General features: G+C 25.9%; 9 protein-coding genes. All 9 read left to right on the forward strand.

What is annotated here, in order from left to right; translation table 11 throughout:
• The first annotated feature begins 17 nt into the window (after positions 1-17).
• From IR152_RS00930 to IR152_RS00970, 9 genes are read left to right on the forward strand one after another with little or no spacing between them, the layout of a single operon-like run.
• A complete protein-coding gene (locus IR152_RS00930; RefSeq protein ID WP_227449963.1) occupies positions 18-1,076 on the forward strand; it encodes an immunoglobulin-like domain-containing protein in 1,059 nt (352 codons plus the stop codon).
• Positions 1,077-3,971 carry a hypothetical protein gene (locus IR152_RS00935; RefSeq protein ID WP_227449964.1) on the forward strand — a complete coding sequence of 965 codons (2,895 nt, stop codon included), beginning with the start codon at positions 1,077-1,079 and terminating at the stop codon, positions 3,969-3,971.
• A 51-nt stretch (positions 3,972-4,022) separates the two neighbouring features.
• On the forward strand, positions 4,023-4,238 hold the full coding sequence (locus IR152_RS00940) for a hypothetical protein (RefSeq protein ID WP_038811736.1): 216 nt from the start codon (positions 4,023-4,025) through the stop codon (positions 4,236-4,238).
• Entirely contained in the window at positions 4,228-5,307 is a 1,080-nt protein-coding gene (locus IR152_RS00945) for a hypothetical protein (protein ID WP_227449965.1), read from the forward strand. Before IR152_RS00940 ends, IR152_RS00945 begins: the two co-directional genes overlap by 11 nt.
• Positions 5,308-5,320: 13 nt before the next feature.
• Positions 5,321-5,845 (forward strand): hypothetical protein, encoded by a 525-nt coding sequence (locus IR152_RS00950; protein ID WP_227449966.1) that lies wholly within the window; start codon positions 5,321-5,323, stop codon positions 5,843-5,845.
• Positions 5,846-5,859: 14 nt separating this feature from the next.
• Complete coding sequence (locus IR152_RS00955; protein ID WP_227449967.1) at positions 5,860-8,022, forward strand: LamG domain-containing protein; 2,163 nt, start codon at positions 5,860-5,862, stop codon at positions 8,020-8,022.
• Between the two features lie 51 nt (positions 8,023-8,073).
• A complete protein-coding gene (locus tag IR152_RS00960) occupies positions 8,074-8,262 on the forward strand; it encodes a hypothetical protein (RefSeq protein ID WP_227449968.1) in 189 nt (62 codons plus the stop codon).
• Positions 8,263-8,276: 14 nt separating this feature from the next.
• Positions 8,277-12,026, forward strand: a complete 3,750-nt coding sequence (locus IR152_RS00965) for a LamG-like jellyroll fold domain-containing protein (protein ID WP_227449969.1) — start codon at positions 8,277-8,279, stop codon at positions 12,024-12,026.
• Positions 12,027-12,042: 16 nt separating this feature from the next.
• Complete coding sequence (locus IR152_RS00970) at positions 12,043-14,289, forward strand: LamG-like jellyroll fold domain-containing protein (protein WP_227449970.1); 2,247 nt, start codon at positions 12,043-12,045, stop codon at positions 14,287-14,289.
• Position 14,290 lies beyond the last annotated feature (1 nt).

Below are 14,290 nucleotides of genomic sequence, written 5' to 3' on the forward strand. Positions count from 1 at the left end.
AGAAAGGATGAATATTAATGTTAGGTATAATTAATAGACCAGATTTCTATGAAGGAGATAAGGAAATATATTTATCTGCTAATGTAAAATCTGGAGAAGTCTCTAAAACTAAAAAATTTAAGGTGCTTGTAAAAGCATCGAAGCGAACTGATTTACAAAGTGTGCTAGAGGATATAGGAAACATATCTATACCAAATATAGTTACAGAAAATCTGACATTTATACAAAAAGGTAGTTGTGGTTCAACTATAGTATGGTCGTCTTCTAGTCCAAATATAATAGGTCAATCAGGAAAAGTAACAAGACCCGTATTTGGTGAACAAGATGCAAAGGTTACTATAAACGTCATTGTGTCAAAGGGAAGTGTAAGTAGAAGTAAAGACTTTAAAGTTACAGTACCAGCATGGACCCAAGAAGGTGAAGTTGAATCTGCAGCCAATGCAATAACTTGGGAACTTATTAGAAATAAAAATACTGATATAAATAAGGTTACAACTGACTTAATACTTCCAACTACAATAGGAAATGAAATAGCGATAACATGGACTACAAGCAATTCTACTTGTTTGAGTGATAAGGGAGTAGTTACTAGACCTGCATATAAAGATGGTGATAGTATTGTATCTGTTACAGCAACACTTACTAAAGGCGAACTTACATCTACAAAAACTATAACTAATATTAGAATACTTAAGCAAGACCCTACTAATCAAGAAAAAGTAGATGATTTTGTAAAAACTTTTGACTTTGCTTCATATATTGCACCAAATAAATCATTAACAGAACTTAGTGATAACTTTACATTGCCTGCTAAAGTTGAAAACATGTTATTGACTTTTTCGGCACTTGATAATGAAGGTGAAGATTTAACATCAGCAAATATAAAATTAGAGCTTGATAGTCAGTCTCTTTCTTATAAAGCCACAATAGTGAGACCTAGTTCTAGCACTGGTGACTTTAGTTTTAATTTAAAAATTGAAGCTAAAATCACTGTTTTATCAGGAGAAGAAACTTCAGAAGAAGTTAAGGCTTCTAAGATATATTCAGCTAAGATATTAGCTATGATTGAAGAATAGATGATTGCAACTTTTAAGTTTAGCACTGGCGTTTTCGTCAGTGCTAATTTTAAATATAATCTTTCTGGTGATGAAAATGCTATAGGTTTATTTTATAAGGTAGAATGTGAACATACAAAAAGTAGTATAGATAATACTTTGTTGATGTTAAAGAATGACGGAAAGTCAATGTGTATTAGTAAAAAACAGAAAACTTTTATAAAAAGTAAGAAGTCTTTACAACAACCATCAGTTGTTAGTATCTATATAAATAAAATATATGAAAAGCTATATGATAGAAATATTAGTGAATATATAAGTAGCTATAAAGATTGTAAGAGGTTTAGAAATTCTAATAATACATTAAAGTATCTAAGTAGAGAAGATCAATATTTAGATAAATCAATTATAGATCATATGATATTTGTAGAATATAAAAACACTAGAGATAAAATACAAATAAACAAAGATTATAATACGCTTCAGACTAATCAAAATACCTTATTTTTCCAAGATAATACAGCTGAAGTAAGCAATGTTGATAAATACCTAAAAAATTATGACTATGGAGATATGATAAATACACCAAGTAAACAAGTTTTTGGAGATACTATAGCTATAAACATAAGTGACACGGAAAATGATACATATATATTTGATTTTGAAAAAAATGTAAGAGATTTAGATAAAAAAGTAAATGTAAATGATTTTATAAACGTTGAGAGTTCAATAAATAATAAAATATTTGTAGAAAAGCCTAAATTAGTTGAAGGCTATATTAAGAACTTATCCATAGATTTACAAAATCTTATAAAGGATGGAGATTTGAGAAAGATTTCTGTGGAAGAAAATAAAACGTCTACATCAAATTCTTCAGCTAATGCATATATTAATTTGCCTTATTTTATTGATATAACAAACGTACCAGAGGTTTTAATAAATGATAACATAAAACTACGAAATAGTTTTAATAATAAAATACTTATAGAAGATAAAAAATATTTATCAAAGGGATATTCAGGTAAAATACAAACATTTTTAGAATCTAAATATAATTTATATAAAGGTGAAGATTATATGGAGTTATATTATTTACTAGATAATATTGAAAAAAATATAGATGGTAGTCTTCATATTATAGATAATATTAAAAATTTTACACATGAAGGTTCAAATATTCAAATATATGAGATACTTGATAGTTATGATTTTGTAAAGGGGAAACCTACATTTAACTTATATAATTTAGATGTAAGTATAGAAATGGCTGACAACCGAAAAATTTATATTTCTAGTATAGACTTATTTTCAAAATACTACAACCCAAAGTTTGATTTTAAAAATGATGAATATAACTTATTAATGTCAAAGTCTAATAATAAGGAAACCTCTATAACTGAACATAAGTTATCTGGAGAATATAATGAGGGTAATTTATCTACTACTGACTTAACTATATATCCAGATTATCTTTTAAAGCCGTCATTATATGTATCTGAAAACTATGTATATAAACTATTAGAAAGTGGCAAATATCGACTCTTAATAAATAAAGAATTTGAAAAAGGAACAATACAAAAAAATGACTTTAAAATAGATTATGATTATAATCTGATAAATTTTTATAAAGAGGGGAATTTGTTAAATGTTTCATGTCATATAGATGAGCTATATAAATACAATAGTAATCTTTATAATATGTATCAAATTCAATTTGGAATAATAAAAAAAATCAAGGGTGTATCATCTAATGAATCGTCAATTGAATTAAAACTTTCAAAGTTACCTACATATAAAAATGATGATGGTTATTTTGGAGTTGCGACAGAATATTTTCCTGAATTCGTAGTAATAGACGGAAGTGAAGACGAATTGATTCTTCCCAAAAATGGTTTTGATTATAACATATATAAAGATAAGATATTTGGTGATAACCTCATAATAATAGATAAGGACAAGTATGTAAAAAAATACACACAGGCAGGAAATCAAATAATTGAATTGCCTATAGAAAATCCAGTTGATTATTTTGCAAATATAGCAATAGATGTTATAAATATTGATGTTTCTGTTATGAAGTATGTTCTTGATACACTATACAATCAATGGAGGCATAATATTTACAGATATGCTGGGATAGAACCTGAAAAAGCCATAAAAGATTTATTAGATTCAACAATGAAATATATAGGTGAAAAATACTATTGGGATAGATGTAAAATACCACATCTTGAAAGAACCTTAAAACTTTTCCTATGGTATTCAGAAATGAGTATATTGTGCAATTCAGAGTATGAAGTTGTATATATAAGAGAAGATTGTGAGATTGATTATTCTAATAAAACATTAGGAAATTTAGAAAAAAATATATTATATATTGATAACTTAGAATTGACGGATGATTTTGTTTTATCAAGTAAAGAAAAAGGTGTAAATTCTAAGCTAAAATTTAAAGTTAATCAAGAATTTGATTTACAGCTAAAATTTAAAGCCTATATGGAAAATAGTGGTGTGCTAGAGATACATATAGGGGAAGATATTTATACATTTTTAGGAGATGAAAAACCATCTCATAATATAGATTTAAAAATTCCAAAAGAAGTTAAGGAAGTAGAAATTTTGTTTTTTTATGATAATGAGGAATCTTTTATAGATATAGCAGTTTTTAAAATAAAAGATATGTTTAATAAATCAGTTAATATAAAGTATCTTGGAAAGCTTGGCAAAACAAATAAAACTGTAGAGTATTTGATAGATATGCTAACCATTGCAGGTGAGTCGATAGAAGATACACAAGTTAAATTAGGAATTCAAAATTCAGTACAAGTTGCATATGCACTTGATACATTTAAGGATTACATGTTTAAGCATCATGATAATAAAGAAAAAGGGAAGCGAAGGGTAATTAAGAAATAACAAATAAAAATTACTAAATAACTATCAAAATAAATGAAGGGAAGAAATCTTATGGTAAATTATCAAATTCAATATAAAGAAAAAGTAAATCAAAATGAATTATCTGGACCACCAAATGAAGCAAATGAATTTTGGAGAGTGGTATGTGACATGCCAACTTTACAATCAGCAATAGCAACTACTAAATCACTAGTGAAAAAATACGGGTATGAAAATTTTCAGATATGTAAAGTAACTAGTATAAGGGTTGAAGTTCATGCAGAGTAAAAAAAAATTGAATAAAATATCTACAGGACATATATTTAGTGAGGAATTTAATGGTACAATGAATCCTCTGTGGGATATATTTCCAAGTGATAATAATAGAATCACCTTTACAGGTGATTCTATTAAAATACTTGAAAATACTGATAAAACAGAATTATTGATACCATCTCCAAAAGATTCTGGATACGTATTTCAAACATATATAAGATATGAACCAAAAGAATCTAATAATGGTGGCTGTATAGTTAAGTCTATTACTGAAAATTACATAGAATGTGAATTATCAGCAGAAATCGAACCAATATATTATTCATATTTAAAAGTAATGTATTCTGATAACTTTGTATTAAATCTTAGAGCATCAAAAGATGGATTAAATTGGGAAGATTTTGGAAGTACAAAATTACTTGATTCTAATTCTATAGGATATTATCTAAATGACAATAAAAATGCATTAGAAATATTTAATTGCGAAATGTATAAGAGTAATTTTATAACCATTATAGGAATTGACAAAACACAAAGTATTAAAATATATGATGAAAATAATAAAGAAATAGTTACAAATGTAGATATGAAATATACTGAAGATTCTGTTGTTATTGATTTATCATCAAAACTTTTTCCAATAAATAATGTAAGGATAGAAGTTGAAAGTGGAGGTAGATTATCTGACACTATAACTATAGACAAGTTATACGGTGGAGATGTGTATTCATTTGAACCAGAAATTAGGTTTATTGTCGATGAAGCTAATATGGATAATGGTGATTTTGATTTAGGTCTAGTACAAGGTAAAGAGAGAGTTTATGAGTTACAGGTAGTAAATGAAGGTAATTTTACTAAAACTGGAATTTTAAAAATAGTTGGAGTTTCTAGTTATGATAAGGGCGATAGTATGGCTTATTTGATGCCATATGGGGATTCAAGTGGAAGCTCTGAATTGTCTAAAGAGCTAGAGATTAGTTTATTGTCTGGAACTACAACTAAGTTTCTAATTAAGATAATAAAGGATTCTAGTTGTATAACAATTGATGACAAATATAGTTTTAATATTATATTCATGTAAGGTGGTAGGTGAGATGGGTGTAAGAATAAAAAGATATGGAAAAACAGAATATTTAAATGACCATAATCAATTAAAGAATACGGATATAGAAAATCAACATCCAATAAAAGCTATTACTGGATTGAATAAAAAATTAGATGATATAGAGAACAATATAAGCATTAATATAGATAATATAAGAAGTAACAGAAATGATATAGATATTATTAATAAGATGATAGAAAATGGAGAAATCGGTGGTGGAGGTTCTGGTGGTGGAGCTGATATAACTCCACTAGTTGAAAGAGTAAAAGTATTAGAGCAAAATGTAGTTATATTAAATAATAATAATTTAGAATTAAAAGAGTTCGTGGTTAATGTATTGAATGAAGTAAATCGCTTAGAAGATGAGCTTATAAAAACAAAACTTATTGTAGATGAGTATCATAAAAATACCAATTTGAATAAAAATAGTTTTACTGATACTTTGATAAATGATGACTATATACAAAATTTAATTGATTGTAAGATTGATATAAATAATGACAATGTAAGGTAAAGTGAGGTGATAATATGCAAGGAATTGATAAATACACTTTAGTGTACTTAAAAGCAGAAGATTTTACTGACAGCAGTTTTAATAATATAGAGATAACTTCTGGAGGTGCTCAAATTATAGATGATGGTTGTTTTGGAAAATGTTTTAACTTCACAAATGTAAATCAACGATTGAGAGTTCCAGATGGTTCATATAAATTAAATGATGAATGGACTATAGATTTTAGATTATATATGAATTCACTGAGTACTCCTACGACCTTTGATATTCTAGGTAAAGGATACTATCAAGGTGGAGTTAATAATGGATTTGTTATTAGAATAGAAAATAATGGTTTAATTAGTATTATCTTAACCAATAACTCAACAGTAAGAAAACAATTAAATACTTCAACTCAAGCTATAAAGGTTAATACTTGGCAACATGTATGTTTTATGTACAAAAATTATAATTTAAGCATTTATATTGATGGAAAATTCGCATGTTCTTTTATTGATTATGAAACAGATATAAATGGTACAGGTAGAGATTTAATCTTAGGTGGAGGATGGGAAACTGATTTCACTAGGTATTCAAACCATAGAATAGATGAATTTAGAATTTCTAATGTAGCAAGATGGACAGAAGATTTTAAATTACCAACAGAACCGTATGATTATTCCCCTAATATTGATGTAGTGGAGCAAACAGAACATCATATAAGTTTTAATGTTTTAGCAAATACAACTACTGTAAATAAAGTTAAAGTATATATAAACAATAAAATAGAAAAAGAATACATTGATATTTTTGAAAATTTAATATTTGATATTATATATGATGAAAAATATCTAATTGGAGAAAATGAAATAAAATTTGTTATTGAATACAATGATACTAAAAGTGTAGAAGAAAAAGTATATCATCACAGACAAGGGATTGATGAAAATACAGTATTCTTTTTAAATGGAACAGAAGTAGTTGATAGTAGTTATAATCCAAAAGTTATAAATAATAATGGAGTGACAATGTCTGATGGTGGTAAATTTGATAAATTCTATAATATGAAATCTGGATATTTACAAATACAAAATTTTAATCCTCATTTTAGAAATTTTTCAATAGAGTTTTATTTGAAGTTTAATGATAATAGTACACAAGATATATTATTTGATACTAGAGTTTCTTCTTTTAACAAAGGATATTTAATTTATACAGAATCTAAAAAATTAACATTCTACCTTAGTTCCTCTTCATATTCTTCTATAGATTATTCAAACTTCGATAAAAGTGTTTACCATCATTTCGCTTTTGAAATTAAAGACTACAAATATATAAAGATTTATCATAATGGTATACTTAAAAAAATAGATACTTTATCTGAGATACCACAAGAACATGCAAGCAACAACATATATATGTCAAAAAGATGTGATGGAGGTAATTATCGTTTTACTAATGAATTAAGCATGTTTAGAATTTCTAAAGTGAATATATACAATGAAAATTTTACACCAACAAATATTCTATATTGTTACGAACCTATATTGAAGGCAAACCAAGCATCTGAAAATCAATTAATATTATCAATAAATGATAAATCGAATGTAATGAATAAGCTTGAAATTTTTGTAAATGGAACATTAAAAGAAACTATAGTAGATAATTTCAATAACATTTCTTTCAATTTATTGTTAAACGATTATAATGATGGTTTTAATGAATTTGAGTTATTAATGACATTTAACAATATTAAGCGTATTATAAAAAGATTTAAAATTTATAAAGATAAAGAAAGTCTAATACTTACAAGTAAATATTTTGAGGTAAAGAAGATTTTATTTGATAAAACATATACTCACTTTAAACCTTTATTTTTAAGTCATGGTAGTGTTAATGTTTTATATTCAACAAATGATAATGAATTTACATACTGCGATATTAATAGTTTTACACAAATAAATTCAAATAACATAAGATTAATATTTTTAATGGATTCAGATGCTGTAATTGAAGCTTATAAAATTTATTTAAAGGATTGTATTGATACAACTAACATTAACTTTAATGAAGTTTTGCCTCCACCAAATAACATAGATAAATTTCCAGTAACTGGTGGTGGAGGGCTTAGTAAAGAATTATTTGATGTTATAAAGAGTAATTTTGATATTTTAAACAATAAAATAATAGAAGAATAAAAATATATAAATGTAGTTATATTAAATAATAATTTAGAATTAAAAGAGTTCGTGGTTAATGTATTGAATGAAGTAAATCGCTTAGAAGATGAGCTTATAAAAACAAAACTTATTGTAGATGAGTATCATAAAAATACCAATTTGAATAAAAATAGTTTTACTGATGCTTTGATAAATGATGACTATATACAAAATCTAATTGGTTGTAAGATTGATATAAATAATGACAATGTAAGGTAAAGTGAGGTGATAATATGCAAGGAATTGATTTAGGATATAAGAATGTAGAAGGAAATGAGATATCTTTTCCAAATATAACCATAAATGCCAACAAGACTGGAAAGGTAAGCTCTGTTATAGAAATAAATAATGGATTTAAAAATGAATTTGAACTTGAATATATTTCAGGTAATAAAAAAATAAATAAAAAACTTACAAATAATATTTATATAATAACAGAAGAAGATGTGACTAAGCTGCAGGATGTTTTAAGAACTTTAAAAATAAAAGCAACTGATGATTTCAACGCTTCTCTTTACTTGTCATTTGTACTAGAAGGAATAACTACTAAAGCTGAACAGGAAAGTTATGAAAAAAACGTTGAAGGTAATGTTTTAGATAGTAGTGAAGGTACTTATTGGCAAGCTACATCTAACAATCAGGGCGTTGATGTGATTTTTGGAGAAAATAAATTTATTGAGTCTGTTACAGTATATCTACAAGATGAGTTTTTAGAGATATGGGGAGAAGATGAAACTGGAACACTTGTTAAATTGGTTGAGACAGATGGTAGTGACAGTAGTGTAAATAAAAATATTATTATACCCATTCCTAAAAATGGATATAAACATTTATTTTTTAAAACAATTGCCTTTGCTGGAGGTTGGTCTGATATTAGAGATGTATATATAAATGAAGCAAGGGTGGATTTTAGTTTCAAATATAAAAAAGAAGAAATTAGTTTAGGTGATAAAAAGGTAGAAGAAGATAAAATTATATTTCCGAATGCATGTGCAAAATTCAGTGGTAAATGTGGATTAAAAATAGAACATTTAGGTGTAAATTATGATGTAATGACAGAATATGAGATAGGCAATAACAGAGTAAGTAGCAAAGATAAGGTTGTTTATATAGAAGAACATAATGAAAGTGAAATAAATGAAATACTAAAAACTATAAAAATAAAAGTATATAAAAAATTTAATGTAAAGATAACACTGATTAAGAATAATGATGGTTATATGCCTTCAGGAGTTGTGGCTACAGCTAGTAGTGTTTACCGTGATAATACTCCAGATAAAGCAATAGATGGAAATATAAATACAGAATGGATGTCTTCAAATTATGGAGCAATTTTAGGACTAGAATTCAAAGAAGCTACAAATATAAATAAAATACAAATGAAAGTAGGTGCATCTCCAGTATCACAAAATAATTATGTAATTAAGTGTGGTACAAAAATAATAGGTCAAAAAACGTCAGTAGTACAGATTAATCTAACTACTGTTGATATTGATGTCACAACTGCTAATTATAATAATATAAGTATAGAATGTAGTAGTACTGGTAGTTGGATTAATGTATTTGAAGTTCTTTTAAGTGGATATACTGAAAACTTAGATTCTGATACCTGTATAATAAATGATATGCAAGAAGTATATAATATACAAGGAATAGATGAACATACTTTGTTATATTTAAAAGGTGATTCTTTTAATGATTTAAGCTTAAATCCCAAAACAGTAACTGCTATAGATGTATTGATTGTTGAAGATGATTTATTTGGAAAATCATTTAAATCTAATACTGGATTAATTCAAATTCCATCTGAAGAGATAGGCTTGAATGGAAGTACAAGTTTTACAATAGAATGGTTTGAGAATTTAATATCAGTTTATGATGCAGCTATATTTAGTACTAATGAAAGACTAAAATATGGACTACTTTTAGGATATTATGAAGGAGATGTTTCAACTCTTTATTGTAGTAGTAATGGAAGTTCTTGGGATATAATTCGTCAAGAAACTTGTGGAGGAAAAATTTTTAATAAATGGATACATAAAGCTTTTTGTTATTCAAAAGAAAATCTTACTTTATATTGTTTTGAGAACGGCATAAAAACATATGAAAAGAAATTACAACAAGAATTATCTATTTGCTGTGGTAGTAAACTTTTATTTTTCGACGCTTGGACAAACAAAGTTAATGCAAATATATCTAATATTAGAATTTCTGATGTGGCAAGGTGGATAAATGATTTTGAACTACCAATAGAACCATATGATTATTCACCTAATATTAATATAATAGAGCAAACAGAGCATCATATAAGCTTTAATGTTTTAGCAAATACAACTACTGTAAATAAAGTTAAAGTATATATAAACAATAAAATAGAAAAAGAATACATTGATATTTTTGAAAATTTAATATTTGATATTATATATGATGAAAAATATCTAATTGGAGAAAATGAAATAAAATTTGTTATTGAATACAATGATACTAAAAGTGTGGAAGAAAAAGTATATCATCACAGACAAGGGATTGATGAAAATACAGTATTCTTTTTAAATGGAACAGAAGTAGTTGATAGTAGTTATAATCCAAAAGTTATAAATAACAATGGAGTGACAATGTCTGATGGTGGTAAATTTGATAAATTCTATAATATGAAATCTGGATATTTACAAATACAAAATTTTAATCCTCATTTTAGAAATTTCTCAGTAGAGTTTTATTTGAAGTTTAATACAAATAATACATTAGATGTATTATTTGATACAAGAAACTCTTCTCATAATAAAGGATATGTAATTTATACAGAATCTAATAAGTTAAAATTTCAAATAGATAATATATCATTGAGTTCTTTTATAGATTATTCAAGTTTTGATAAAAATATTTATCATCATTTTGCTTTTGAAGTTAAAGATTATAAATATACTAAACTTTATCATAATGGTAAACTTAAAAAAGTAGATACTTTATCTGAATTATCACAAGAACATCCAAGTAACAATATATATATGTCAAAAAGATGTGATGGAGTCAATAATTTTTTTACACATGAATTAAGCATGTTTATGATTTCTAATATAAATAGACACAATGAAGATTTTATATTACCAAGCACTCTTTATTGTTATGAGCCTATATTAAAAGCAAATCAAGTATCTGAAAGTCAATTGATATTATCAGTAAATGATAAATCAAATGTAATGAATAAGCTGGAAATTTTTGTAAATGGAACATTAAAAGAAACTATAGTAGATAATTTCAATAACATTTCTTTCAATTTATTGTTAGACGATTATAATGATGGTTTTAATGAATTTGAATTATTAATGACATTTAACAATATTAAGCGTATTATAAAAAGATTTAAAATTTATAAAGATAAAGAAAGTCTAATACTTACAAGTAAATATTTTGAGGTAAAGAAGATTTTATTTGATAAAACATATACTCACTTTAAACCTTTATTTTTAAGTCATGGTAGTGTTAATGTTTTATATTCAACAAATGATAATGAATTTACATACTGCGATATTAATAGTTTTACACAAATAAATTCAAATAACATAAGATTAATGTTTCTAATGGATTCAGATGCTGTAATTGAAGCTTATAAAATTTATCTAAAGGATTGTATTGATACAACTAACATTAACTTTAATGAAGTTTTGCCTCCACCAAATAATATAGATAAATTTCCAGTAACTGGTGGTGGAGGGCTTAGTAAAGAATTATTTGATGTTATAAAGAGTAATTTTGATATTTTAAACAATAAAATAATAGAAGAACAAAAATATATAAAATATGTAAATGATAGAATTATTTCAGTAGAAGATAAAGTGTATGATATTGAATTTGATGTAGATGAGTATCATAAGAATTCTGATTTAAAATGTAATCGATTAACTGACACTCTTATTGATGATAGGTATATAAAACAATTAATAGATTGTAAATTATATGTTGATAGTGACAATGTCAAATAAAAAAGAAGGTGGATAAATGGCTACAGTTGGCGAATCATTACTACAACCAGAAGAAGGATGGAAAAGAATTGATAATATTAACAATAGTTTTAAATATATAGGATTATGGAAAAAAGACACAAGTACAGGTCTTTATAATAACACAGGAATGTTCATACCAGAAAATGCTACTGTAGAAGAAGTAAATTCAAGCTATATCAAATTTGCTTTTTATGGCTCAAAAATAAGAATTTTTCATTCTAGATATCCCAGTCATTCCTCTAATATGAAATGTACTATAGATGATATTAAATATGAACTTTATTCTATTCATGGAGAAACTATAAGGCAATATCTTGCTTTTGAAAAAATAAATTTAGAAAAGAAAACTCATATAGTAAGGATTGAAAGCAATGATAGTGTTAGGTTTGATTTTGATTGTATAGATATAGATATAGATGGATACATGGTGGAACAAATTGAAACCAAATTAACGAAAAAATCTACATTAGAATCTATGCAAATAGGAGATATAATTTCTTGCAGATATACAGCTCCTATTCCTGGAAAGGTAGGATATTTTTCAGAACTTGGAATTTGTAATTGTGAAGGAATAGATGTAGATACTTCATCAGATACACCAGATGGAAAGTTTTATTTTATAAAGGTTGATGGTAATAAGTTTATCGCTGATAGAAATATTCAATCATCTATTTCATGGAATGAATTAAATAAAAGTAAATTAACTTGTAAAATGTTTTCTCCAAATGCTTTAGTATTTAATGGATTTAATGGAAATTTATCGTATGTAAGTATACCTATAGCAAAAATTAAAACAATTAATGAAATAGCAATAAAGATAAAAGTATATAAAGAAGACTGGACAGTAGGAACAGAAGATAGATTTTTTAGCTGTACAGAAGGTGGAGGTTATGCATTTTGTTATGTACCAAAAGATAGATACCTTAGACTAGAGATTGCTACAAATTCTTCAGATTATTCAACTTTATATTTTATTACTGGATTTAATATTGATTTATCTAATAATGGATGGAAAACTTTTTACATATCATATAATGGAGAATCAGTTAAAATATATGATGGAGCAATTTTAAAATTGGATAAAAATCTAAACGGAGCTATTATATATGGAAGTACAGATCATCTTGTATTAGGTAGTGAACCAGGAAGAGGGTTTTCTGTAGACGAAGGTTATCGATTAAATGCAAAAATATCAGAGTTTGCAATATGGGATAAAGCAATAGACCCAGTAACTATAGAAGAAAATCTAACTGGTAATGAAGAAAACCTAATTTGCCTATTTAAATCTACTTATGCAATTGGAGACAAACTTTATGATTTATCACCAACTAAAAATAACGCAACTATTAGTAATTGTGTAAAAGAATATGATTATATTAATGACTATTATTATACTATTCCAAATGGAGGTGTAGCGTATAATGATGATATAACAATATCTTTTCCAAAGAAAGCTTTAAAGTCAAATGAAGATTATGACTACATTATAAAAGAAAGTGGAGTATTAAATGCAAAATATTTTGGATACTTAGCATTTAATAAAACAACTGTAAATGAAGATGATTGTTGGCATAGTCCTATGGATAATAATCCATATATTATGATATCATCAAAAAAAGATAAAATAATTTCAAGTGGTTTTAGATTAACGAATAGAAATTGTCCTTCATCTATTATGCCTCCAGCTACTTGCACTGTATATGGAAGCAATGATAATAAAGAATTTGAAAAAATACATGAGGCATCAAGCTTTCCAACAACTAATAGAGCAACTTCGTATCATTATTTTGATTCACAAGTCGAGTACTTATGTTATAAGTTTAGTTTTATAGGTGTAGGAACTTCAGTAGCTATAGGTGAATTAGAACTTTTTAAAGAATATGAATATAAAAATACATCTTTAAGTTTAATTAATAAAAATAAAGGTGGCTGGCCAATAGAAAATGATTGGGATAAATACATAAGAAATAGTGATTTAAAAGAAAAGATAATAGCAGGTGATAATGACATCTGGAACTATCACAATATAGTTTCTTTATGTAAAGAGAACGTTATTACGGGATTAAAAGATATTAATAATGAAAACCTAGGAGTTCCAAGTGGAAATATATTGATACCAATTCGTGGGAGAATTGAAGATATTGATGATTTGTCATCAAAAAGATTTAATATATGTTTATCTTCATCTGTTGCTAAAAATATAGGTTTCAGACCTATGTTAATTACAGAGGGAGGGGAATAGT

It is taken from the genome of Clostridioides sp. ES-S-0108-01, assembly GCF_020662285.1.
GTDB lineage: Bacteria > Bacillota > Clostridia > Peptostreptococcales > Peptostreptococcaceae > Clostridioides.

What these genes read in the sequence shown, in the direction of transcription:
- IR152_RS00930 (WP_227449963.1), top strand. Translation starts at nt 18, where the DNA reads ATGTTAGGTATAATTAATAGACCAGATTTCTATGAAGGAGATAAGGAA.
- IR152_RS00935 (WP_227449964.1), top strand. Translation starts at nt 1,077, where the DNA reads ATGATTGCAACTTTTAAGTTTAGCACTGGCGTTTTCGTCAGTGCTAAT.
- IR152_RS00940 (WP_038811736.1), top strand. Translation starts at nt 4,023, where the DNA reads ATGGTAAATTATCAAATTCAATATAAAGAAAAAGTAAATCAAAATGAA.
- IR152_RS00945 (WP_227449965.1), top strand. Translation starts at nt 4,228, where the DNA reads ATGCAGAGTAAAAAAAAATTGAATAAAATATCTACAGGACATATATTT.
- IR152_RS00950 (WP_227449966.1), top strand. Translation starts at nt 5,321, where the DNA reads ATGGGTGTAAGAATAAAAAGATATGGAAAAACAGAATATTTAAATGAC.
- IR152_RS00955 (WP_227449967.1), top strand. Translation starts at nt 5,860, where the DNA reads ATGCAAGGAATTGATAAATACACTTTAGTGTACTTAAAAGCAGAAGAT.
- IR152_RS00965 (WP_227449969.1), top strand. Translation starts at nt 8,277, where the DNA reads ATGCAAGGAATTGATTTAGGATATAAGAATGTAGAAGGAAATGAGATA.
- IR152_RS00970 (WP_227449970.1), top strand. Translation starts at nt 12,043, where the DNA reads ATGGCTACAGTTGGCGAATCATTACTACAACCAGAAGAAGGATGGAAA.